Annotated in this window: 17 protein-coding genes and 1 tRNA gene; 2 read left to right on the forward strand and 16 right to left on the reverse strand. The window is 60.0% G+C overall.

Annotated elements, in window-relative coordinates; translation table 11 throughout:
• Window positions 1-124: 124 nt before the first annotated feature.
• The 14 genes from HMPREF2765_RS04315 to sdhC all read right to left on the reverse strand — a co-directional run bounded on the left by HMPREF2765_RS04315 (window position 125) and on the right by sdhC (window position 18242).
• Window positions 125-198, reverse strand: a tRNA-Leu gene (locus HMPREF2765_RS04315).
• A gap of 260 nt (window positions 199-458) precedes the next feature.
• Window positions 459-1844: an NAD(P)/FAD-dependent oxidoreductase gene (locus HMPREF2765_RS04320; protein ID WP_049352115.1), complete on the reverse strand. Its 1386-nt coding sequence runs from the start codon at window positions 1842-1844 to the stop codon at window positions 459-461.
• 456 nt (window positions 1845-2300) lie between these two features.
• Entirely contained in the window at window positions 2301-3905 is a 1605-nt protein-coding gene (locus HMPREF2765_RS04325) for a S8 family peptidase (protein ID WP_049358311.1), read from the reverse strand.
• 63 nt (window positions 3906-3968) lie between these two features.
• Window positions 3969-4922, reverse strand: coding sequence for a Ppx/GppA phosphatase family protein (locus tag HMPREF2765_RS04330; RefSeq protein WP_049338698.1), 954 nt, complete (start codon window positions 4920-4922; stop codon window positions 3969-3971).
• A gap of 153 nt (window positions 4923-5075) precedes the next feature.
• The gene (locus tag HMPREF2765_RS04335; protein WP_049341514.1) at window positions 5076-5675 is read right to left on the reverse strand and encodes a DUF501 domain-containing protein; all 600 of its coding nucleotides are present in this window, start codon (window positions 5673-5675) and stop codon (window positions 5076-5078) included.
• 85 nt (window positions 5676-5760) lie between these two features.
• On the reverse strand, window positions 5761-6405 hold the full coding sequence (locus tag HMPREF2765_RS04340; RefSeq protein ID WP_049362338.1) for a septum formation initiator family protein: 645 nt from the start codon (window positions 6403-6405) through the stop codon (window positions 5761-5763).
• 223 nt (window positions 6406-6628) lie between these two features.
• Complete coding sequence (gene eno, locus HMPREF2765_RS04345) at window positions 6629-7909, reverse strand: phosphopyruvate hydratase (RefSeq protein ID WP_005506838.1); 1281 nt, start codon at window positions 7907-7909, stop codon at window positions 6629-6631.
• A 371-nt stretch (window positions 7910-8280) separates the two neighbouring features.
• Window positions 8281-9027 (reverse strand): nucleoside triphosphate pyrophosphohydrolase, encoded by a 747-nt coding sequence (locus HMPREF2765_RS04350; protein ID WP_070604396.1) that lies wholly within the window; start codon window positions 9025-9027, stop codon window positions 8281-8283.
• A gap of 88 nt (window positions 9028-9115) precedes the next feature.
• A complete protein-coding gene (locus HMPREF2765_RS04355) occupies window positions 9116-12946 on the reverse strand; it encodes an ornithinee aminotransferase (protein WP_070604398.1) in 3831 nt (1276 codons plus the stop codon).
• Window positions 12947-13194: 248 nt separating this feature from the next.
• On the reverse strand, window positions 13195-14445 hold the full coding sequence (locus HMPREF2765_RS04360) for an amidohydrolase (protein WP_049358308.1): 1251 nt from the start codon (window positions 14443-14445) through the stop codon (window positions 13195-13197).
• Between the two features lie 244 nt (window positions 14446-14689).
• The gene (locus HMPREF2765_RS04365) at window positions 14690-15478 is read right to left on the reverse strand and encodes a succinate dehydrogenase iron-sulfur subunit (RefSeq protein WP_005508960.1); all 789 of its coding nucleotides are present in this window, start codon (window positions 15476-15478) and stop codon (window positions 14690-14692) included.
• Window position 15479: 1 nt separating this feature from the next.
• The gene (sdhA, locus tag HMPREF2765_RS04370; RefSeq protein WP_070542594.1) at window positions 15480-17243 is read right to left on the reverse strand and encodes a succinate dehydrogenase flavoprotein subunit; all 1764 of its coding nucleotides are present in this window, start codon (window positions 17241-17243) and stop codon (window positions 15480-15482) included.
• Between the two features lie 51 nt (window positions 17244-17294).
• Window positions 17295-17780 carry a succinate dehydrogenase hydrophobic membrane anchor subunit gene (locus HMPREF2765_RS04375; RefSeq protein ID WP_005506820.1) on the reverse strand — a complete coding sequence of 162 codons (486 nt, stop codon included), beginning with the start codon at window positions 17778-17780 and terminating at the stop codon, window positions 17295-17297.
• A gap of 3 nt (window positions 17781-17783) precedes the next feature.
• The gene (gene sdhC, locus HMPREF2765_RS04380; RefSeq protein ID WP_005506819.1) at window positions 17784-18242 is read right to left on the reverse strand and encodes a succinate dehydrogenase, cytochrome b556 subunit; all 459 of its coding nucleotides are present in this window, start codon (window positions 18240-18242) and stop codon (window positions 17784-17786) included.
• A gap of 348 nt (window positions 18243-18590) precedes the next feature.
• Between sdhC and HMPREF2765_RS04385 the strand changes: the two genes are divergently transcribed.
• Window positions 18591-19700, forward strand: a complete 1110-nt coding sequence (locus tag HMPREF2765_RS04385) for a mannose-1-phosphate guanylyltransferase (RefSeq protein WP_012904083.1) — start codon at window positions 18591-18593, stop codon at window positions 19698-19700.
• Window positions 19701-19999: 299 nt separating this feature from the next.
• Window positions 20000-21403: a hypothetical protein gene (locus HMPREF2765_RS04390; RefSeq protein ID WP_246824919.1), complete on the forward strand. Its 1404-nt coding sequence runs from the start codon at window positions 20000-20002 to the stop codon at window positions 21401-21403.
• Window positions 21404-21507: 104 nt separating this feature from the next.
• Here the strand turns inward: HMPREF2765_RS04390 and HMPREF2765_RS04395 are convergent, their stop codons facing one another.
• Both HMPREF2765_RS04395 and trpS read right to left on the reverse strand, forming a co-directional pair.
• Window positions 21508-22086 carry a 2'-5' RNA ligase family protein gene (locus tag HMPREF2765_RS04395; protein ID WP_049359268.1) on the reverse strand — a complete coding sequence of 193 codons (579 nt, stop codon included), beginning with the start codon at window positions 22084-22086 and terminating at the stop codon, window positions 21508-21510.
• Window positions 22087-22137: 51 nt separating this feature from the next.
• A complete protein-coding gene (gene trpS / locus HMPREF2765_RS04400) occupies window positions 22138-23202 on the reverse strand; it encodes a tryptophan--tRNA ligase (protein ID WP_070542584.1) in 1065 nt (354 codons plus the stop codon).
• Window positions 23203-23284: the final 82 nt, after the last annotated feature.

Below are 23284 nucleotides of genomic sequence, written 5' to 3' on the forward strand. Positions count from 1 at the left end.
TTTTTCCCCCCCCCCCCCCCAAAAAACCCAGACATGTAAACCTTCAAACACGCGAGCGGCGACTCCTCCCCTACGGGAAGAGCCGCCGCCTATCTATACCGCGCATCTACGCGTGTCTATGCAGTGCCCCCACTGGGACTCGAACCCAGAACACAAGGATTTTAAGTCCTCTGTCTCTGCCAATTGGACTATGAGGGCGTATCCCGAACAGTCCGGGACACAAATATTTATTATTCCACGAAAACGCACCCGAATCTAAGCAGAGACACATTTCAAACAGTTCCCCGCACCCCACCGCAGCAAGCATCACGCAAAAGCGCTGGTGGGGAGCTAAGCTAGACAGCTCGCAAGCATCCAGGCGCAAAATAGGCGGTGCGGAAGACCAAAGTCTTCCGCACCGCCCATTGCTTTTATCTCAAATGCGCTATCCCAGGGGCGTACCCCTAAGTCAGGCTATTTTAGAGCTTTGCCTTCTGGCGTGCCGGTGCAGTACCGGTTGCTTCCTGGAATGCCAGGCGCGGGGAACGCTGGTGGCGAATCGAGGAGGTGTCGCGACCGAAGATCTGGTTCAGAGCCCAGGTGGTCATAACGCGAACGGTACGCTCGGTGGTGGGGATTGCAGAGCCGTGGTAGCCGCGGTGCATGATCCATGCCAGCGGGCCGCCAATGGTCTTGCCCTTGAAGTTTGCAACGCCCTTCCACAGGCCCAGACCTGCCACAACACCAATGGTCTCGTGGTAGTAGTCGGTCAGGGGCTCGCCGCGGCGAGCAGCCAGCAGGTTCTTAGCCAGAACAACAGCCTGGCGGGAAGCGTGCTGAGCGTTGGGAACGCAGAAGCCGCCCACGCCGCCACCGGAGAGATCCGGAACAGCTGCGTTGTCGCCTGCAGCCCAAGCACCCTCAACCACGCCGTCGTCGCCGGTGACGCGCAGGTCTGCGCTCACGCGAACGCGGCCACGCTCGTCAATCGGGAAGTCGGTGTTCTTCAGCATCGGGGATGCTGCCACGCCTGCGGTCCAGATCAGGGTGTCGGTCTTGATCTCGCCTGCGGGGGACTTGTCAGCCATGTTAATCAGCTGCAGGTTACCGTCGGTTGCGTCGGAGAGGGAGGTGTTCAGCAGGATTTCGATGCCGCGCGCACGCAGCTCTGCAACGACCTTCTCTGCACGGTCTGCGGGAACCTCGGGCATGATGCGCGGTGCAGCCTCAATCATGACGAAGTGCAGGTCAGAAACGGAAAGACGCTCGTTGCGCTCAACAGCAACGCGTGCCATGTCTTCGAGCTCGGAGATGGTCTCAACGCCAGCGAAGCCACCACCAACAACGACGAAGGTCAGGGCACGACGACGTGCTTCAGGGTCGGACAGCATGGATGCGACCTCGATGCGGTCCAGAACCCAGTTACGAACAGAAACTGCCTCTTCAATGGTTTTCAGACCGATAGCAACCTCTGCCAGACCCGGAATCGGGAATGCACGGGTCACAGCGCCTGCGCCGAGGACGATCTCGTCGTACTTCAGCTCGAAGGGCTCACCGTTATCGGTGGGCTCCACTACAGCGGTGCGGTTTGCGTGGTCGATGGAGAGAACGCGGCCGGGGATCAGCTCGGTGTCGCGCAGGTGCTGGCGCAGCGGCACAGTTGCGTTACGGCCTTCCATGGAACCTGCTGCAACCTCGGGGAGGAAGGGCTGGTAAGTCATGTAGGGGTTCGGCTCAACGATGGTGACAACGCCACCGGTCTCCTTGATAGCCTTCTGGATCTTCTTAGCAACGGTGAAGCCGACGTAGCCGCCACCGACGATCAGGACGCGAGGACGGTCCTGTGCCACCTTAGTGAATGCCATTTTGTTACTTCCTAGTCTTTAGGTACCGAGGTTCGGTAGCCCCGGTAGGGTGGTATGTGCAACTTTCGGGTCGTTCCGAAAGCTCCCCTGACGAACAAAGCGGCCCGCTCTGGAAGTCCTTGCGCAACGCGAAGTGGCTAGCAGCACGAGCCTGTCTATCACATACCTGTTATCTTCTATTTTACGCCTTTGTTTAGGTAATTTCGCACTTATGCCGTCTCAGGGCGCACCCTAAGTTAAAAGTTTTGCGCATCTGAACGGGGTTCACCCCTTAATGGTGGTTACGGTCAAAAACACCCTTTCTGATTTTTACGCGGCGTGTTCGATATTTTCGTTTATTACTGCTTATCCTGCCAGAACCCCCAACCCAAACAATAAAGCCCGGGGCCAACTCAAAAGTCAGCCCCGGGCGAACAGAAAAGCCACTGTACAACAGAAAAACGTCATCAAACAGTACTAACGAGAGGTCCGGCGAGTACCCCGATGAGACCCCGGATGATGCGCCGCCGCACGAGCCATCCGCGCAGCCTGCCCCGCGCTCACATGCATCCTGTGCAAACGATGCACAGAACCAGCCGTAATAATCGTCAGCCACAACACCAGCGCCGCCAAAATCACCGGTGGCAACCAGCCACGATCCTCCGGAGGGCGACGCGCATCCGGCGCCGCCGCCTTCACAATGCTCTCACCCTCCTCATGGACCGGCGCAGCATCGCTAGGAGTCGGATCGCTCACCTGCCGCTTACGATGCACCGCAATCCACTCAGAAATAGAACCCAACGGATTCGCCGTCACCGTAGGCGCCGCCAAAGACATTGCATCCTGCGGATTGAAAATACCGTAACCATACAAAGGGTCACGGCCCGTCACGCCAGCATCATCAGCCGAAGCAATCAAACGCTGAGCCAGCTGAGCCGCAGACTCCTTCGGATACTTCTGCTTCAACAACGCCGCAACACCCGTCACCAACGGAGCAGCAGCCGAAGAACCCGACCACAGCATGTACCCATTACCCGGAGCAGCCGCAATCATATCCGTACTCGGAGCAACCACAGCAATCGAAATGCCCTGAGTCGACGACCCCTCAGCAACAGCCTTCTTCCGGTCAATACCGCCCACGGTCAGCACGCCAGGAATCGTCGCCGGAGCACCAACCTGCGTCAAGCCGCTACCGCGGTTACCCGCAGCCGCAACAATCAGCACGCCCTTCTGCTCAGCGTAGGCAAACGCCTCATCCCAGCTCTGCGGCCAGCTCGTCTTATTCGAGCCAATGGACATGTTAATAATCTGAGCCCCATTATCGACCGCGTAACGCACCGCCGCCGGGATCTGCTCATCAATGCTCTTACCGCCGGTCGTACCCATATTCAGCGAAATCGGCAGAATCTTCGCATCGGGAGCTACACCAATCACACCGGTCGGCTTACCCGGCTGACCTGCAATTGCAGAATAGCCCCGCGTATCGTGACCGTGACCGGCGATCAGAGAAGCGACCTCCGTGCCGTGCATCGACTCAGCGCCCAGGCCCTTCCAGCCGTCCTCGCTACCAACACCCGAGGCGTCATAACCGCGCAGAACATTACCTTCAAGATCCGGGTGGGTACCGTCCACGCCCGTATCAATCACAGCAACCGTCACGCCCTTACCCGTAGCCTGCGACCACAAGGACGTAATACCGTACTCATTCAGCCAATACTCACGCTGACGAACATCATCACCATTCGTGGTTGACGCGCCCTGACTCGGAGTCGCCGAAGTCTTCGGAACCGCAGTACCCGACGGCGAAGGAGTCGCCGTCACCTCCCTCTTAGGGCTCGGCGACGCAGAAGCAGAAGGCGTCGGGTCAGTCGCCCAAGCGGCAGGCGCCAGCGGAGTCCACAACGGCAGAAGAGTCAACGCGGCACTAGCGCCCAAAGCTGCAACCTTAGGGATGCGGCGAGTAGCGCCTCGGTCAGAACCAACCGAAGCGCGCACACCAAATACACGAGACGCACAGGCGAAAGACGGCGCAACAGACCAGCCGGGCAGGGGCATACCTCGCCGACGCTCAGAATGGAACATTAAAACTCCTCAAGCTGAGCCGCGCCGCGAACCACCATCGGTTCACGGCGCGAGCGCTCAAGCCTACAGCTGGGACAGAGCGATACCGTCCAGAATGTCGTGCTCGCTGACGGTCACCGAATCCACGGCACCATCAGTCATCTCATTCAGACGGGTCAGGATGCGAGCGTAAATCGTCGCGCCGGCACCAATCACATCCACCCGGCCGGGGTGCATGTAGCCGAGCTCCTCACGCTCGGCTCGGCTCAGCGAAGCCAACCAGCGGGCGGTCTTCTGAACGGTCTCTACGGAGAAGCTTTGAGCGTTAATAGCCTCAGAATCGTAGCGGTCCAGACCCAGCGCAGCGGCAGCCACAGTGGTCGCGGTGCCAGCCACAGCCACCACACGGCGTGCATCCTGCAGGGGCACAGTCTTACGAGCCACCTCGAGAGCCTCGTCAGTATCAGCCTCAACACGGGCAATCTGCGAGTCAGTCGACGGGGCGCTCATCATGTGACGCTCAGTCAGACGCACACAACCAATATTGACGCTGCGGGAAGCCTTCACACCCGACTCGTCACCGAGCACGAACTCAGTCGAACCGCCACCCAGGTCGAACACCAGGGTATCGCCATCACCGTAACCGACAGCGCGCACCGCACCAGCAAAGGACAGAGCAGCTTCCTCATCACCGCTGATAACCTCGGGCTCAATACCCAAAATCTCGCGGATACCGTCCACAAACACCTGACGGTTACCCGCATCGCGAGTCGCACTGGTCGCCACAAAACGTACCGAATCAGCGCCGTGCTCCTTCAGCAACTGCGCGTACTCACGAGCCGCAGCGAAAGTACGGTCCAGCGCCTCCTGCGCCAGCCAGCCGGTCGCGTCCACGCCCTGACCCAGACGCACAATGCGCATCTCACGCACCACGTCCTTCAGGACGGTCTTCTCGACCCCGTCCACCACCTCAGTAGTGGAATCGGCAATCAGCAGGCGAATAGAGTTCGTACCGCAGTCAATCGCTCCAACGCGCACGGTGGGTTCCTTTCAGGTCTTCAATACCAATCAGTGCCAAAAGGCAACGCGAGCGCCGTAGGCGAAAAATTTTCGCTTTTCGGCGCTCTTTCTTCTATCTATTATGCGCCCGCACCGTCCTTCAAGACGATGCGGGCGCACCAGAATCAATATTTAGGCTTCTTCACGCCACGCGGGGTCGCAGGAGCAGACCTCGGGGGTCCACCACTCGGCGATAGCGTCCAGGCCGCGGTCACCCATCGGGTTCACGCCGCGACCCACCGACAGAGTGTGGCCGATAACAGCGTGCAGGCACTTCACGCGGGTCGGCATACCGCCGGCAGAGATACCGTCAATCTCCGGGACCTCTTCGGTGCCGCTGATCAGGCGGATGCGCTCACGCTCAGCCAGGTAGTTCTCGTGTGCGGCAGCGTACTGTGCCGCCAAGTCGGCGTCCTCAGCCAGCGAGTCGGTCATCTCGTACATCAGGCCGCCCGCCTCCAGACGGGAAGCCGCAGCGGTAATCACCGGATGCGCCAGGTAGAAAACGGTCGGGAAGGGGGTGCCGTTGCTCAGGCGCGGCGCGGTAGCAGCCACGAGCGGGTTACCGCACACGCAGCGTGCCGGAATCTCAATCACGTCGCGGACCTTACGGCCCAGCTGCGCGGAGAGAACACGGATGTCCTGCTCGGTGGGGGTCAGGGTTTCAACAGTTACGCCGAAGCCGCCGGGGGTGCGTGCCTTCAGCTCTTCAATGGTGTTTTCGGTGCTCATAATCCTAAGTTTCTGGTACGAGGGGTCACCTCGTCCGCTTATGCCGGGTGCTTGCCAGGGCGGGGGTTCCTGCCGGTGGCTGGGGCTAGTTCTTCTCGAGAGAATTCCAAACCTTCGTGGTCCAGGCTTCCTCGGGGGCGTTCTTCGCGTTCGCAGAAGTACCGTCCGCCTTCGTGGAGTCCTCGGTAATGCCGGTGACCACGTAGGGGGTGTCGCCGGGGTTCACATAGTAGAGGCGGCTACGTGCCTGCTGACGAACGTAGTTGTCGTCGTTCCACCAGGTCTGCTCCGCCTTCAGCTGGGCGTTCTCCTGTTGCAGCTGGGAAATGTGCGTGTTGATCTGCTTGATTTCCCGGTCCTGGTCAATGTAGGTGACCACCGGGTATGCGGTACCGAGCGCAATCACGCCCACCACAACAGCGGTCAGGAAGCTACGACCGGAGAACATATGAGCCGCCACGGGGGCATCGTATCCGCCTTCTTCACTGCCCTGCTGGGCTGCGGCGCGGCGGCGGGCACGCTCCTCACGGCGAGCCTGCGCCTGACGTTCACGCTCGGGGTGGCGCTGGTTCAAGCCCACGCCGAAGAAAAGGGCACTAGCCTTTTTCATCAGGGAGGTGCGGGCTTCCTTAGCGGCGCCACGCGGCGCATCGGAGGCGGTAGCGCCCTGAGCGGGTGCAGTGGAACTCGTAGAGTGCGACCGGGTCTGCTGGTTTGCTCGCTGGCTCATTGCTCTATCCTTCGTTCCGTTCTGTGCCGCTAAACGCTTCCTTCATATTCTACCGGGTTCGGAGGGCTTCCCCAGCTCTATGTTGCAAGCGATACATTCTACCCTGCCACGGCATACCTGAGCTGATAGATCGCGCACAGAGAAGGAGGCGGTGCCACTCCCCTACGGGGTAGCACCGCCTCCTTGACGTCTAACCGCTCACGCGGTCGGATGCTTCAGTAACTTATGCCTTGAAGCGGGGGAATGCGGACTTGCCAGCGTAAACAGCTGCCTCGCCCAGCTCTTCCTCGATGCGCAGCAGCTGGTTGTACTTAGCAACGCGCTCGGAACGTGCGGGAGCACCGGTCTTTATCTGGCCAGCGTTGGTTGCAACAGCCAGGTCAGCGATGGTGACGTCCTCGGTCTCACCGGAACGGTGAGAAACCATGCAACGGTACTCGTGGCGCTGTGCCAGCTCCATTGCGTCGAGGGTCTCGGTCAGCGAACCAATCTGGTTCACCTTCACGAGCAGAGCGTTAGCTGCGCCCTCTTCGATACCGCGAGCCAGGCGCTCGGGGTTGGTCACGAACAGGTCGTCACCGACAATCTGGACCTTGTCACCAATCTGCTCGGTCAGGGTCTTGTAGCCCTCCCAGTCGTTCTCATCCAGGGGATCCTCAATGGAAACCAGGGGGTACTTTGCAACGAGGTCAGCGTAGTATGCGCTCATCTCAGCTGCGGACTTCTTCTGGCCCTCGAACTCGTATGCGCCGTCGTTGTAGAACTCGGAGGATGCAACGTCCAGTGCCAGTGCAACCTGCTCGCCCGGCTTGTAGCCAGCCTTCTCGATTGCCTCAACGATCAGGTCCAGTGCAGCTGCGTTGGACTCCAGGTTGGGTGCGAAACCACCCTCGTCGCCCAGGCCGGTTGCCAGGCCGCGGTCGTGCAGCACGGACTTCAGGGAGTGGTAAACCTCAACACCTGCGCGCAGAGCGTCAGAGTAGTTGTCGAAGCCGATGGGAGCAATCATGAACTCCTGGATGTCAACGTTGGAGTCTGCGTGAGAACCACCGTTGAGGATGTTCATCATGGGGACGGGCAGAACGTGAGCGTTCGGGCCGCCGAGGTACTTGTACAGGGGCAGGTCAGCGGACTCAGCAGCTGCCTTAGCAACAGCCAGGGAGACACCCAGGATTGCGTTTGCGCCCAGCTTGCCCTTGTTGTTGGTTGCATCCAGAGCAATCATGGCTGCGTCAACAGCGCGCTGGTCGGAAGCCTCAATGCCGATGACCTCTTCAGCGATTTCTTCGATAACAGACTTCACTGCGCCCAGAACACCCTTGCCCAGGTATACGGACTTGTCGCCATCGCGGCGCTCAACAGCTTCCCACTCACCGGTGGATGCGCCCGAGGGCACAGCTGCGCGTGCGAAAGCACCGTCTTCGAGCAGAACCTCAACCTCAACGGTCGGGTTGCCACGGGAATCCAGGATCTGGCGTGCGTGAACTGCGGTAATAACAGCCATGAATTGTTCTCCTTATGAGATGTCAAGGATGTGAACGGCTCACCCGGTAGTGGACAAGTCGCGTCCCCTAAATTCTAGCAAAACTCCCACACAAACACACTAGTTGCCACCGCTTTTTTATTGCCTTAATGAAGGTCTAGATAACCCTTAGTCAGGCGCTACAAAGCGGAACAAGACCCACACTCCCCCACATTGTGAGGGTGTGGGTACTCGACCAAAGCACAACATGAGCCCAAATGCCGGGGCATGTGCCACGAGCATCCTCACGGTTGCCCAACACAACCCCAAACAAACAGAAGGCGCTTTGAAACCTTTCATTCCCTCAGAGAACAGATTTCAAAGCGCCTCACAGAAGAACTCAACCAGCGTTTCTAATAGCTCGGCTCATCATGCATATGCTGAGCAATATAGCGGCGAGTGTACGAACGCAGAGCACGCTCCGGATCCAAACCATTACGCTGTGCGCGGCTCACCAACGCAAAGAGCAGCTCACCGAATTCCTCTTCAGTGTGCATATAGCGCAGGTCGTCCTCCATGCTCGTGGGCTCCGGCGGCAGGATAATACCCGCCTTACGTGCCTTCACAGCAGTCTTCTCAGCCATAGCGAGCGCCGGTAGATGCGGCGGAATACCGTCCAGCGCGCCACGGTCACTCTTCTCCTTCTTCTTCAACGCATCCCACGCCGCCTGCTGCTCAGCCGCGGTGCGAGGCGCCTCCGAAGAGCCCTCAGACTCAGCCGCAAACACATCGGGGTGGCGCGAACGAAGCTTCTGCACAAGGCCCTCAACCACCTGCACGATGTCGAAGCCCTGCGGGTTTGCCGCAGCAATATCAGAGTGGAACACCACCTGTAGCAGCACGTCGCCCAGCTCCTCACGCAGCAGCGGCATATTCGGCTCGCCGCCGGTTTCTACCGCCTCGACAACCTCGTAGGCTTCCTCCACCAGGTAGCGGATTAGGGAGGCGTGAGTCTGCTCAGCATCCCACGGGCAACCGCCCGGTGCGCGCAGCAGCGCCATGGTTTCCACCAGGGTGCCGAAGGCTTCAGCCGCGCGGGCGGCAGTGTCCTGAACGTTCTGCGCCGCAGAAGCCTCAGGAGTATTAGAGGTATCAGTCATAACAATCTTCCTCATCGAAAAAATGACAAACATAGCGCGCCGCGCCGACCCCCACATGGGGAGCCGGCGCGGCACACCTTACAAGGTTTTAGAGGTTCCAGTGCGAAAGCGCGCTCGTCATATGAGCCGGGATCTTCGAACCCAAACGCGGGAACATACGCAGCTCCTCAACGTAACGCTCAGCATCCAACGGACGCGGGTAGGTGACAAACGCCTGCTCATTCGCATAATCGAATGCCGCCTGAACCGGCACGCCCGGGGTGAAGGTCAGGCTCATAGCCAGCGGCGAGCCCTCGCCCTCGCTGTACGAGTCGGTCTTCAGCGCCGGAATGTCCAGCAGGGTTTCGGGAATCAGCTCGAAGGTACGGACCTGCTCCCAGAAGCCGTTGCGGCGCACGTGGGTCAGGGCGTCGTAGTAGGAACCGAGGGCGCGTACACGAATCAGCACGGTAGTGGCGTCCTTTGCGGTGCCGTTCTCGCCGAAGAGGTGCTCGACGACCGGCGCCAGACGCTGAGCGACCTGAGCCTCGGTCAGAACCAGGTTACCGGCTGCCAGCTGAGTCTCCGAGGGAACCAGCGGGCTCTGCACCGCGGCGGAGGGGGTGTCCGGCTCAGCCACGATGGTGGGCAGCTGGTTGAGCTCGCTCAGCGCGGATGCCGAGATGCTGGAGGAGATACCTGCCGGGGTGCTCTCCGGCAGGGCAACCGGGGTGGTCGCCGCAGCGGGTGCCGCCTCTGCTACAGGTGCTGCCGGTGCAGTCTGAGCGGTAGCCTCGGAGGCGGGCGCAAGCGCTACGGGAGCCTCAGCAATCTTAGCTGCGGGGGTCACCTCAACGATCTTGAGCTCAGCGACCTTCTCAGCGGGCTCTTCCTGAACGCCGGTAGCCTTCGCAGCGGCACCGGCGGTGCCCACTGCGGCAGCTGCGGCAAGAGCACCAGCCAGGCCGGGTGCCACAGATGCGCTCTCAGCGGCAGGCTCAACGTCTACGAGGGCAGGTTCCTCGGCGGGCGCTTCAGCGGAAGCGGCGGAGGTTTCCTTCTCGGGCAGCAGTTCAGAGTCGTCCAAGAACGCGGGCAGGGCGGGTTCTTCGGAGCTCTCTGCGACCGGCTCTTCTGCAGCTTCTTCAACGGGCTGGGTGCGGTCCAGGGTGAAGGACTCTGCGACCACGGGAGCGGCAGCCTTCTGCTCCTCGACAGCCGAAACTTCCTCAGCAGGTGCTTCCTCAGCGTCCAGCTTCTTCTGAGCGTTGGCAACGATGGCTGCCAGGGCGGCTTCCATATCTTCGCCGGGCTCATCAGAGTCCTCGGCGGATACCTCGGTTGCCTCAGCGGCGGACTCTTCAGCCTGCTCAGTTTCGGGTTCTACGGTAGCCGCACCGAAGACCGGGTCGTTCTCGTAATCGTGCTCGAATTCAGCTTCAACCGGCGCAAACTCAGTCTGAGCAGGTTCGTCAGAAGCTTCGACAGATTCCTCTACGTCTTCCTTCTCCTGTGCGGAGGCGACAGCGGCACCAGCCGCTACGGTACCGGCCGCAGCAAGACCGGCGGCAGGCAGCAGACCCGAAGAGGTACCCTCTTCAGCAGCCTCAACGACAGGCTCTTCAGTGGATTCAACAGCGGCCTCAGCCTCGTTAGCCGCCTGCTTCTGAGCAAGCTCAGCCTCCAGCTCACGCTCGATAGCCTCACGCTCAGCCTCAACCGAGTCAGCACGCTGAACAGCAGCTTCCTGAGTCTCCTCCTGCGAAGTAGCCTCAGCAGCCTCAGCGGTTGCAACGGGCTTAGCCTCGACAGCGGTGCCCTCCAGCAGGAAGCTCTCACGGGTGGTCTGGCCGTCCGCCATACCCAGGTAGGATGCGTGAACCTCCAGGCCGTCACCTAGACGCGGGTTCAGAGAGACCGCCGCGCGGTTCCAGGTTGCGCCGGCCTGCTGAGCCTCGGTGTACAGTGCCGCCACGGGTGCGAACCAGTCAATGCCGGGCACCACAATGCCGGTTTCGACCTCGCGACCGCGGTGCAGCAGACGGTAGTGCATATCCTCATCCACCTGGCGCAGTTCCAGGCTCATGGTGCCCGAACCGCGGGTGCGCATGAGCTCCGCCAGGCCATAGAGGGCACGCTGCTTGGGGAGAGCGGGCAGGGTCGCTGCGCCCTCTGCGGGCTCGCTCAGGATGATGGACTCGGCAACCAGCTCTGCCTCGTCTTCGCTGAGCTTCTGCTCAGCTTCCTTCAACTCTGCAGCGGGCTCCTGAGCGGACTCTTCACGAGCGGAAGCCTCCTGCTTCTCGGCTTCCTTCTTATCGATGGCCTCTGCGGTCAGAGCGACCCCCTGAGAGGTACCCTTTTCTGCCTTCTCCTCAGCCTTATCAGCCTTTGCGGCGGAGGCAACAGCAGCGGCAGCAGCCACGGGTGCAGCAACAGCGGCAAGAGCAGGAGCTACAGAGGAGCTCTCGACGGGCTCGTCGTCCTCAGAACCGGAGCCTTCAGCCGCGGAGTCCTCAATCTTGGTAGCAGGCTCTTCCGTAGCGGTTTCTTCCGCGGTGCTGTCCTCAACAGCGCTTTCTTCAACAGCGGAAGTGTCAAAGATCAGCTCTGCGGTGTTCTCTTCTTCAGCGTCGAAGTCCTCAGCCTCGAGCGATTCAGAGACGGACGCTTCGTGCTTCTCCTCAACGGATACAGCGGAGAGCAACTCGGTCTCATCAGAGACCGCGTCTTCTTCCTCAGTAAGTTCAGATGCCAGCAGTTCAGGTGCCTCAACGACAGCCTCAATCGGCTCTTCCTCACCAGCGGCAACAGGCTCTGCAGCCTCTTCTACGCCTGCGGTAAGGTCAATGGTCTCCTCGGATTCGAAGTCTTCAGTAGCATCAGCAACAGGTGCGGGTGCCTCAGAGGCCTCAGCGTCTTCGACAGATTCAGCAGCTTCAGTGGACTCGGGTGCCTCAGCGGACTCTGCTTCCTCAGCAACTACCTCATCAGCGGGAGCTTCTTCAGCGATTACCTCATCGGAGGCGACCTCGCCGAAAGTCTCCTCTTCGCTATCGAGGGTGATGCCCAGGCGAGCAGCGTAGGCTGCCGCCAGGTCGTCCAGGCCGGCGTTCTGTGCCTCGGTGACAGCGGCGCGGGTGCGGGCAGTCTTCAGGTCTTCTGCGGTCAGGGAGTCTTCAGCACCTGCAGATACGTCCTCAGCTGCAGATGCAGAATGAGCGTTCTCAGACTTGTTCTCAGTAGCTTCTACAACAGCGTCAGCAACCTCAAGCTCTTCGCCACCCTCTGCCTCGTCTGCAGCCGCTTCAGCGACCTCAGCGGCAGTATCTTCGACATTCTGGGCACGCAGAGCACGTAGGTGCTCTTCAAACTGGGAACGTGCATCCGCTGCGACGTCCTTAGGCTCCTGCGCCTCGATAGATGCGTCCTCAGCTTCGGACTCTTCATCATCGCGCAGGAACGCGGGGGTAGCGGGCTGAGCAGCCTCAGCAACCGGGGCGACTTCTTCTTTAACGTCCTGGTCCTCAGTATTCTGCTCGACCTCAACAGGCTCCTCAGATTCCTGCGGGAAAGCACCAAGCGCAGCCAGCAGGCTACGACGCTCCTGCTCCTTCGCCTGTTCCTCGGTCAGCTCCTCAGCAGCGGAAGATTCTTCAACCTTCTCATCGCCGTGCAGGAGGGCACGCTTGAGATCCTCAACAGCGCGGTGCTCTTCATTCTGCTCTTCGTCGTGGTTCTGGTGGCGTGCGCTTTCAGACTTCACGAAGCGGCGCAGGGAGTCCTCCCACTGCTGCTGTTCCATAATCTTTTCGCTCAGTCGCGCGCTCTTAGGAGCGTCTTCGCTTGCCTGTTCTTTCTGAGCCTTAGCGGTTTCGGCGCTCTGTTCTTCGCGCGACTGTTCATCCAACTTCTTCTTGCCGATTCCAAAGAAGCTCATTGGGTGTCCTCCTCCGGCGTGCGCCGTGTGATGGTGCGCCATCTCCTTCAACCCCCGCAGGTGTGTGGGCACGGAGTCGGGAACATGACGCAGATGTCCTCATAATCCTTTTAATTCTATCGTGTGCATAGAGTTTCACCCCGCTACTCGGTGAGAGGTAACGGGGTGAAACTTGTACAGTTTTCAAGGCTTGATGCGGCTATATAGTCGTACTTTCAAGCCTGACTTATAAGCTTTCGAGAAGCTCTTTAGCGTGCCTCATCGCGGATGGGGTTCGCTGCCTTCGCAGCCTTCGCCAGCTCAAAACGGACGGCGCGCAGGGCAGTTGCCGCCATGACGCGCACACCAATGCCGATTGCCTGCTCGCTCGGGGCGTAATCGCCCTGGTGCAGATCGTAGGTGGGGTCGCCGGGGGCACGGGTGCCCAGGCGGAACATGGAGCCGGGAACTTCCTGCAGCATCCACGCGAAGTCTTCGCCGCCCATGGACTGCTCAACCAGCACAATGGAGTCTTCGCCCAGTTCGGCGCGAGCCGCGTTCTCCAGCATGGTGGTTTCCAGGTCGGTGTTCACGACCGGGGGCACTCCGCGGATGTGCTCCACACGCGCGGTCACGCCGAAGGGTACGGCAACCTGCTCGATGACTTCATCCAGCATGTTGCCTGCCTGACGCCAAACCTCAACATCCAGGCAACGCATGGTACCCGCCAGGTAGCCCTCGGCGGGAATAGCGTTGGGAGCAACACCAGCACTGACCTGGCCCCAGGCGACCAGCACGCCCGAACGCACGTCGGTGCGGCGGGTCAGCACGGCGGGAACCTGCACAGCAATCTGGCTCATCGCATAGATGAGGTCCTCAGTCAGATGCGGGCGAGAAGTGTGGCCGCCGTGACCGCTCAGATGAATTTTCACGGTATCCGAGGCGCTGGTAATCGCACCGATGCGGGTACCGATCTGGCCCAGGTCCACCTTCGGGTCACAGTGCAGAGCGAAAGCACGCGGAATATCCTTGAGCAGACCCTGCGAAATCATCTGCACCGCACCGCCGGGCAGCTGCTCCTCAGCGGGCTGGAAAAGAATGCGGACGCTACGGCCCAGCGGGGTCTTCTCGTTCAGCTCGTGCAGTGCCAGAGCTACACCGAGCATGACGGTCTGGTGAATATCATGGCCGCAGGCGTGCATCACACCGGGCACGGTGGAGGCGTAGGGCAGGTCTGTCTGCTCAACAATGGGCAGAGCATCAATATCGGCACGCAGAGCCACGGCAAAGGGACCGCTTCCGATATCGACGTAGCAGCCGGTGCCTTCGCAAGCAACAGGATTCATGCCGGCTTCTCGCAGTCGATTCATGAGGCGCTCAGTGGTCGCCACTTCACGGAAGGAAAGCTCCGGGTTGGCGTGCACTTCGCGGCGGAACTGCACAAGGGTACCCATCATGCGCTCCACCCAGTCGTCGAAGACAGGGGTGGACAAATCGTAGCGAGAATTAGCGAAAACCATACACAGTAGAATAACGCCGCCCGCCGGGGTTTACCTACCCGCCGCCCCTTTCTGACAGCCCTCGAGAATATCTATGACTTTATGACAGATTGTGAAGAGTACTCCTGCCCGCCGAAGCCCCGTTCAATGCTCTGCCCCGCGATTTGAAGCCGGTCCTTTTCTGTTAAAAAGATTCAAGCCGCCACCCGGTGTGGGTGACGGCTTGAATCGTCAATGCTGTATCAGCTGACACCGCGTACTCAGATTAGAGCGAGCGGCTCAGGATTGCCTGCTTCACCTCGGCAATAGCCTTGGTGATCTGGATGCCACGGGGGCAAGCCTCGGTGCAGTTGAAGGTGGTACGGCAACGCCATACGCCTTCCTTGTCGTTGAGGATCTCCAGACGCAGGTCGCCTGCATCATCGCGCGAGTCGAAGATGAAGCGGTGTGCGTTCACGATAGCGGAGGGGCCGAAGTACTGACCGTCGGTCCAGAAGACCGGGCAGGACGAGGTACATGCTGCACAGAGGATGCACTTGGTGGTGTCATCGAAACGTGCACGGTCCTCAATGGTCTGCAGGCGCTCACGCTCAGGCTCGTTCGAATCGTTGATGAAGAACGGCATGATTTCGCGGTATGCCTGGAAGAAGGGCTCCATGTCAACGATGAGGTCCTTTTCGCAGGGCAGACCCTTGATGGGCTCAACGGTAATCGGCTTGGTCAGGTCAAGGTCCTTCAGCAGGGTCTTGCAAGCCAGGCGGTTACGGCCGTTGATGCGCATTGCGTCCGAGCCGCAGATGCCGTGTGCGCAGGAGCGGCGGAAGGAGACGGAGCCGTCTACTTCCCACTTGATCTTGTGCAGAGCATCCAGCACGCGGTCGGTGCGGTACATGGTCAGCGGGAATTCATCCCAGTACGCCTCGGAGGAAACTTCCGGGTTGTAGCGACGAATCTTGATGACCACATCGTACGTGGGGATGGAGTCGGAGTCGCCGCCGGTCATACCCTCAAACAGCTTGACGGATTCCGGTTCGGGGAGTTCGTTTTCAGCCATTTTAGTACTTACGCTCCTTCGGCTCGTAGCGGGTGTAGACAACGGGCTTGGTTTCGAATCGCAGGCCCTTGACACCCTCAAACTCGGATTCGGGGTCGAGGTAGACCATCGAGTGCTTCATGAAGTTGACATCGTCACGCTTGGGGAAGTCCTCGCGGTAGTGACCACCACGGGATTCCTTACGGTGCAGCGCGCCAACGGACATGACCTTTGCCAGCTCAATCAGGAAGCCAAGCTCAACAGCCTCAAGCAGGTCGAGGTTGAAGCGCTTGCCCTTGTCCTGGATGGAGATGTTCTTGTAACGCTCTTCCAATTCAGCGATGGTTGCCAGTGCTGCGCGGATGGTCTCGTCGGTACGGAACACCTGCATGTCAGCTTCCATAGCCTTCTGCAGGTCTGCGCGGATAGCGCCGACCTTCTCGGTGCCCTTGCCTTCGAGGATGCCGTTGAGCATGTTGAGAACGCGATCTGCTGCGTCGTCCGGAACCGGTACGAACTCAGCGGATGCTGCGTACTCTGCTGCCTTGCGGCCTGCACGCTTACCGAACACGTTGATGTCCAGCAGGGAGTTGGTGCCCAGACGGTTTGCACCGTGGACGGACACACAAGCAACCTCACCAGCTGCGTAGAGGCCGGGGATGGTCTCTTCGCTGTTGTGGTAGACCTCGGTCTCGTTGTTGGTGGGGATACCGCCCATTGCGTAGTGCGCGGTGGGGAACACCGGGATGGGCTGGTGGTGCGGTTCCACTGCCAGGTAGGTACGAGCGAACTCGGTAATGTCCGGCAGCTTCTCGTCGATGTGGGAGGGCTCCAGGTGGGTCAGGTCCAGCAGCACGTAGTCCTTGTGGGGACCGCAACCGCGGCCTTCGCGCACCTCGTTTGCCATTGCACGTGCCACGATATCGCGGGGTGCGAGGTCCTTAATGGTGGGTGCGTAGCGCTCCATGAAGCGCTCACCGTCAGCATTACGGAGAATACCGCCTTCACCACGAGCACCCTCGGTGACGAGAATGCCCAGGCCAGCCAGGCCGGTCGGGTGGAACTGAACGAATTCCATGTCCTCCAGGGGCAGGCCTGCACGCAGTGCGATAGCCATGCCGTCACCGGTGAGGGTGTGTGCGTTGGAGGTGGTCTTGAAAATCTTGCCACAGCCGCCGGATGCGAAGATCACGGACTTAGCCTGGAAGACGTGGACCTCGCCGGTTGCCAGGTCGTAGGAGACGACGCCGGCGGGGCGGGGCTTGCCCTCTTCGTCCTTGACCAGAATCAGGTCGAGAACGTAGAACTCGTTGTAGAACTCCACATTGTGACGAACGCAGTTCTGGTAGAGGGTCTGCAGAATCATGTGGCCGGTACGGTCAGCTGCGTAGCATGCGCGGCGCACAGCAGCCTTACCGTGGTCACGGGTGTGACCGCCGAAGCGGCGCTGGTCAATGCGGCCTTCGGGGGTTCGGTTGAAGGGAAGACCCATCTTTTCCAGGTCGAGCACAGCGTCAATAGCTTCCTTAGCCATGATTTCTGCTGCGTCCTGGTCGACCAGGTAGTCGCCACCCTTGACGGTGTCAAAGGTGTGCCACTCCCAGTTGTCCTCTTCAACGTTAGCCAGAGCGGCGCACATGCCACCCTGTGCCGCACCGGTATGGGAGCGGGTGGGGTATAGCTTGGTCAGTACCGCGGTGCGAACTCGCTGGCCGGCCTCAATGGCGGCACGCATACCTGCGCCACCGGCACCGACGATCACTACATCGTACTTATGTACCTGCATGATGTTCTTTCTGTGTTTTAGATGTTTTCGTTTGTCTCGGATACGTCGCCGTTAGCGTGCCGAGCAGAAGCTGGGGAGCAGTTCAGCCGCTGCGCCGGAGGGGCAGGGGTCGAACGCGAAGATGGTGAGGGTACCAACCAGCAGGACGAATGCGCATGCTGCGAAGAGGATCACCTTCAGCCAAACGCGCAGGCGGTCCTTCTCTGCGTAGTCATCGATGATGACGCGGATGCCGTTAGCACCGTGCAGCATAGCCAGCCAGAGCAGCAGCAGATCCCAGACCTGCCAGAAGGGGTTCGCCCACTTGCCGCCCACGAAGCCGAAGTCGATGGCGTGGATGCCGTCGCCGACCATGAGGTTGGAGAACAGGTGGCCGAAAATCAGCACGACGAGTACGACGCCGGACAGGCGCATACCCAGCCAAGCGAACATCTCAAAGTTGTTGCGCTTGGAGGAGGAGCGGTTGTACTTCACACCGTCGATGCGGTTGTCACGCAGACGGGGTACATAGGTGCGGGGCTTAAGCGGAGTAGCCATAGTTTAGTGACCTCCCATGTGCGAGAAAACGATCGGCAGGTGACGCGCTGCGAAGCCCGCAACGGTAATTGCCCAGAGGAAAAGCACAACCCAGAGAATCTTGATGTGCGTGTAGGTTGCCTTCTGGCTGATTTCGACGTTGCCGTCCTTGTTCTTCGCCTGAATGTGCTCCACGTGCGAGTTGGTTGCCTTACCCCAGAAGTCAATGAGGATAATGCGAATACCGTTGAACGCGTGGTAGACGATGGCGGCGACAAGCGCGGTCTCACCCAGGCCCATGATGGGGTTCTTGTACAGGCTCAGTACACCGTTGTAGGCCTCCGGGGAGATACGCACGACGGCAGTATCTAGGATGTGTACAAGAAGGAAGAAGAAAATCGCGATACCGGTAATGCGATGAGCAACCCAGGACCACATGCCCCAGCGGCCGCGGTAGAGGGTTCCTTTAGAACCATTCAACACTGAATAACCTCCTGCTGCGACGGCGAGCGTCTGGGTTCTGGTACCGCATTTTTAGGCTCCAGCTTCCAGGCACAGCTGTGTGCTCACCGACTGCTTTTTGTTCGTCTGTTACTTCCAAGATATCAGGTAAATTCACAGCTTACTGACACCCTGTTTAGGGTTTTTTTACAGGTTCTAAAAGGGAATTAGAGCATGTTTTTATTGCGATATCGCCTACTTCCCTGTGTTTGTGCGGGACTTACCTTAACCTAACCTCAAACATCGCCTAAATGAGAGCCATCTGACACTTTTTGTTTAAACCCTAAAAGAATTCGATATATGACAAATTGACCCGCTATTCTTGAAGCGATGAATACTGCACTCACTCGATTCCGCCCGCTTATTCCCGCCGGCGGTGTTGGCTCGCGTTTGTGGCCTCTATCCCGCGCGCACGCCCCGAAGTTCCTGCTCGACCTCACCTCGTCGGGCAATTCCTTGTTGCGTGACACCTACGACCGTCTCATCGATCTCAGCAATGGTTCCGTCATGGTGGTTACCGGTACTTCGCACGCCAATGCGGTCACCCAGCAGATTCCTGAACTGCGTGCCGCTGACCTGGTACTGGAGCCCTCCCCCAAGGATTCGGCTGCAGCTATCGGCCTGGCTTGCGCTATCATCCACCGCCGCGAACCGGACGCCATCATTGGCTCCTTCGCAGCTGACCACGTGATCAGCCCCGTGGATGAATTCCACCGTGTGGTGACCGAAGCTGTCATCACCGCGGCAACCGGCAAGATTGTCACCATCGGTATTACCCCCACCGAGCCCTCCAGCGCGTTTGGCTACATCCACGCCAGCGAGTCCCTGGGTATTGAGGACGCCCCCAACGCTCAGGCTGTGGACACCTTCGTGGAGAAGCCCGATGCCGCTACCGCACAGAAGTACCTGGACTCCGGTGAGTACACCTGGAACGCAGGCATGTTCGTGGCACCGGCGGCTCTGATGCTCAAGCACCTCGAGGCGAACGAGCCCGAGCTGTACGCGGGCATCATGGAAATTGCTAACGCTTGGGACACCCCCGAGCGTGAGGCTGTTATGGACCGCGTCTGGGAGACCCTGCCCAAGACCGCTATCGACTACGCTGTGGCTGAGCCCGCTGCGGCAGCGGGCGACGTTGCAATGGTTCCCGGTTCCTTCAGCTGGGACGATGTGGGAGACTTCGACGCTGTGGCACGCCTGAACACCGAGAAGAGCGGCGAAGAGCTGACCATTCTCGGCGAGAAGGATAACGTTATCAACCACGGTTGTTCCGGCATTATTGTCGCGAATACCGACCGCAAGATCTCTATCCTTGGCCTCGACGATATCGTTGTGGTGGACACCCCCGACGCCCTGTTGGTCGCTCCGCGCTCCAAGGCACAGGCTGTCAAGGATGCAGTGGGTGAGGTCAAGGCGCGAGGCCTGAACAACCTCCTCTAAGTTTTTAGCCCTAAATGTTTAGCTCCGAGTAGGCGCTTGAACCCTACTCGAGCAAAAGACACCTCTAGAAACCGGCTCTCTTCTTTTCGGAAGGGAGCCGGTTTTTTATGCCCTGATGAGCCATTTCGCGAGTCGATTCAAGGCTTTCACCTAGTGGGGGCACAAAAGGACACTTCCTTCGGCTGGGCAGGGGCAGAATACCTTACACACCCCGCGCAGATTGCACTTCCAGACTCTGATACGAGCCAAGGATCAACCACTATAGAGAACCATTCTCATGTTAATCTTGGTACATGCACATGACCCGTAAGTTTTTCCTCACCCGTGCCGGCGCACTCGGCGCAGTAGCCGCACTCGCCCTGACCGCATGCGGCTCCCAGACCACCCAGAACGCCCAGACCAGCCCCAGCGCCTCCACCTCCGCGAGCGCAACCCCCGCCCCTATCACCGAAGGCAAGGGCGCGGCAAGCCGCGTCGCCATCACCTACGACGGCGGCGTGCTCGTTTACGACGCCAAGGACATGAAGCTGCTCGCAGACATCCCCAAGGAAGGCTTCCTGCGCCTCTCCGACGCTGGCGATAACCGCCACCTCGTCGTTGCAGACGGCAACAGCTACACCTTCCTGGACACCGGCGTATGGTCCGTAGCGCACGGCGACCACTCGCACTACTACACCACTTCCCCGTCGCTGTCCTCGCTGTCTCTTGCAGCTGACCACACCGGTCACGTCATCAAGGACAACGGCAAGGTCGCGGCATTCGCCGACGGCACCGGCTCCTTCGCCGTGTACGACCCGGCGAAGCTGACCCACGACAAGCGCACCGCCTCCTCCCTGGAGACCACCACCGTCACCCTGCCGAAGCCTCACCACGGCTTCGCAATCCCGCTGCCCAATGACCAGTACCTGGTAGCGGTCGGCGACTCGAAGACCCGCACCGGCGCCGCTGTTGTGGATGCGCAGGGCAAGACCGTCACCGAGAGCCCCGCCTGCCCCGGCGTTCACGGTGAAGCCATCGCTAAGGACGGCGCGTTCTCCATCGGCTGCACCGACGGCGCGATGGTCTACAAGGACGGCAAGTTCACCAAGATCACCAACCCCGAGGACCCGTACTCGCGCTCGGGTAACCAGGCCGGTAAGGCTGACTCCCAGTACGTTCTGGCGGACTACAAGACCGACAAGGACGCTAAGCTGGAGCGCCCCGAGAAGTTCTCCATTATCGACACCGTTGCGGCAACCCGCACCGTCTACTCCCTGCCTTCTGGCGTGAGCTACACCTTCCGTTCGCTGGCTCGCGGCCCCCAGGGTGAGGCGCTGCTGCTGACCACCGACGGTAAGCTGCGCGTCTTCGATCCGGCAACCGGCACTGAGCTGGGATCCGTACAGCTAATGGAGGCGTGGACCGAGTCTGAGACGTGGCAGGATGAGCGTCCGGCACTGTGGGTGGACGGTAAGACCGCCTACGTGACCGACCCGGCGACCAAGAAGCTCATTGCGGTATCTCTGTCGAACCCGGCAGCGCCGAAGGAGCTGATGAGCGTGGAGCTTCCGAAGACCCCGAACGAGATTCTGGGTGTCTCTTCCTCGAACGCTGCACCGGTTGAGGCTGAGGCACACGGCGCTGAAGCGCACGGCTCTGCTTCCTCCTCGGCTTCCGCTGATGCGCACGAGTCTGGCGAGGCTCACGAGGGCCACTCCCACTAGGGATCTCACGCTGAGATAAACCTAGCGAAAACATAAAGAGAGATGCGACCGATAACCTATCGGTCGCATCTCTCTTTATGTTTTCCAGGTTGATACGCCTGCTCCTAACGCAACGGCAGAACCGTCATCTCTTCCCAGTCCTGCCCGTCATAGGAGTAGCAGTGTAGGTGATCCACGGTGAAGGTGCGCTGCTCGGCGGGCAGAGCATCAAACACCTCACGGGCGTTCGCCACCTGCTCTTCCGTGAGCCCGTGACCCAGGGTCACGTGCGGCACATAGGGGAAGGACGCCGCGCCGGCACCGAATAGCTCAACCAGCTTCTGGTGAATCTGCTCGAACTCGGCCCTACCCGCCTCCAGGTTCAGGTACTCCACCTCGGTGACCGGGCGGAAGGAGTGTACCGAACCCCAGCGCGCCTCAAAACGCGGCGTGTCCAGCGCCTCGCGGAACTGCGGGGAGTGCACCTCAGCCATTAGAGACTCGTTCAGCTCCGTCAGGTACACGGTCACGTGGGTGCTGATAGGCGCCACCGCACCACCGGCTACCGCGCGCTTCCACTCTTCCAGGCGCTGAACATTCTCACCGCTCACGTGCGCAATAACGCTCAGGTAGCGGCGACCGGGTTTCAGGGTCGGGGATACAGGAGCCGTCGTGGGGCTCGAAGAGTTCTCTTGTGCTGTCATCTCAATCGTGCAGGTAATGCGGCGTCTCAGCCGGACTGGCTGAACAGCGCGCTAGATTGCGGCGGCAGGCAGGAAGCCAACCTTCTTGTACACGTTCTCAATGGTGACCGTAGCGATCTCGCGGGCAGCGGATGCGCCCACAGCCAGCAGGCGGTCCAGCTCGGCGGGGTCGTCCATCAGCTCGAGGGTACGCTCACGCACCGGGGTGAGGCGCTCCACCACAATATCGGCAAGGTCGACCTTCAGGTGGCCGTACATCTTGCCCTCGTAGCGTGCCACGATCTCGTCGATGCTCTCGCCGGTCATTGCCGAGTAGATGGAGAGCAGGTTGGAGACGCCGGGCTTAGCCTCGCGGTCGTAGGCGATGACGGAGCCGTCATCGGTCACGGCGGACTTAATCTTCTTCTGGGTGACCTTGGGGGTGTCCAGAAGCTTGATTAGGCCCTTATCGGATGCCGCAGACTTGGACATCTTCGAGGTCGGGTCCTGCAGGTCGTAAATCTTAGCGGTTTCCTTCAGAATCACCGGATCGGGCACCACAAAGGTCTCACCAAAGCGGGAGTTGAAGCGCTGAGCCAGGTTACGGGTCAGCTCCAGGTGCTGACGCTGATCCTCGCCCACGGGCACGCCGTCCACCTGGTAGAGCAGGATGTCGGCGGCCATCAGAATCGGGTAGGTGAACAGGCCCACGGAGGCGTTCTCGGCGCCCTGCTTCTGGGACTTGTCCTTGAACTGGGTCATACGGGAGGCCTCGCCGAAGCCGGTGAAGCAGTTCAGAACCCACGCCAGCTGGGCGTGCTCGGGCACGTGCGACTGCACGAACAGCGGGGTGCGGGTCGGGTCAATGCCGGAGGCGATATACTGCGCCGCGGTCAGGCGGGTACGCTCACGCAGCTCCTCGGGGTTCTGAGGAACGGTGATGGCGTGCATATCCGGGATAAAGAACAGACATTCGTTATTCGGGTCGTCCTGCAACGCCACCCAGTTGTTCACAGCACCAATGTAGTTACCCAGGTGCATCGAATCAGCCGACGGCTGCGCACCCGAGTAGATACGTGCCTTCTGCTGAGAGGCGTTAGGGATGAGGGACTTATCCTGCTTCTTTTCGTCTGCCATAGTTATTTCCTGTGCAGTTCTTCCTGTGCGGTGCTGCGGACGGTGCAGCACATCTTCAAAAACTTATCTGTAGGTGGGTCCG

It is taken from the genome of Rothia sp. HMSC062H08 (assembly GCF_001810775.1).
Taxonomy (GTDB): domain Bacteria; phylum Actinomycetota; class Actinomycetes; order Actinomycetales; family Micrococcaceae; genus Rothia.

What these genes read in the sequence shown, in the direction of transcription:
- eno (WP_005506838.1), bottom strand. Translation starts at nt 7,909, where the DNA reads ATGGCTGTTATTACCGCAGTTCACGCACGCCAGATCCTGGATTCCCGT.
- HMPREF2765_RS04340 (WP_049362338.1), bottom strand. Translation starts at nt 6,405, where the DNA reads ATGAGCCAGCGAGCAAACCAGCAGACCCGGTCGCACTCTACGAGTTCC.
- HMPREF2765_RS04385 (WP_012904083.1), top strand. Translation starts at nt 18,591, where the DNA reads ATGAATACTGCACTCACTCGATTCCGCCCGCTTATTCCCGCCGGCGGT.
- HMPREF2765_RS04360 (WP_049358308.1), bottom strand. Translation starts at nt 14,445, where the DNA reads ATGGTTTTCGCTAATTCTCGCTACGATTTGTCCACCCCTGTCTTCGAC.
- HMPREF2765_RS04365 (WP_005508960.1), bottom strand. Translation starts at nt 15,478, where the DNA reads ATGGCTGAAAACGAACTCCCCGAACCGGAATCCGTCAAGCTGTTTGAG.
- HMPREF2765_RS04375 (WP_005506820.1), bottom strand. Translation starts at nt 17,780, where the DNA reads ATGGCTACTCCGCTTAAGCCCCGCACCTATGTACCCCGTCTGCGTGAC.
- HMPREF2765_RS04355 (WP_070604398.1), bottom strand. Translation starts at nt 12,946, where the DNA reads ATGAGCTTCTTTGGAATCGGCAAGAAGAAGTTGGATGAACAGTCGCGC.
- HMPREF2765_RS04390 (WP_246824919.1), top strand. Translation starts at nt 20,000, where the DNA reads ATGACCCGTAAGTTTTTCCTCACCCGTGCCGGCGCACTCGGCGCAGTA.
- sdhA (WP_070542594.1), bottom strand. Translation starts at nt 17,243, where the DNA reads ATGCAGGTACATAAGTACGATGTAGTGATCGTCGGTGCCGGTGGCGCA.
- HMPREF2765_RS04350 (WP_070604396.1), bottom strand. Translation starts at nt 9,027, where the DNA reads ATGACTGATACCTCTAATACTCCTGAGGCTTCTGCGGCGCAGAACGTT.
- HMPREF2765_RS04325 (WP_049358311.1), bottom strand. Translation starts at nt 3,905, where the DNA reads ATGTTCCATTCTGAGCGTCGGCGAGGTATGCCCCTGCCCGGCTGGTCT.
- trpS (WP_070542584.1), bottom strand. Translation starts at nt 23,202, where the DNA reads ATGGCAGACGAAAAGAAGCAGGATAAGTCCCTCATCCCTAACGCCTCT.
- HMPREF2765_RS04320 (WP_049352115.1), bottom strand. Translation starts at nt 1,844, where the DNA reads ATGGCATTCACTAAGGTGGCACAGGACCGTCCTCGCGTCCTGATCGTC.
- HMPREF2765_RS04335 (WP_049341514.1), bottom strand. Translation starts at nt 5,675, where the DNA reads ATGAGCACCGAAAACACCATTGAAGAGCTGAAGGCACGCACCCCCGGC.
- HMPREF2765_RS04395 (WP_049359268.1), bottom strand. Translation starts at nt 22,086, where the DNA reads ATGACAGCACAAGAGAACTCTTCGAGCCCCACGACGGCTCCTGTATCC.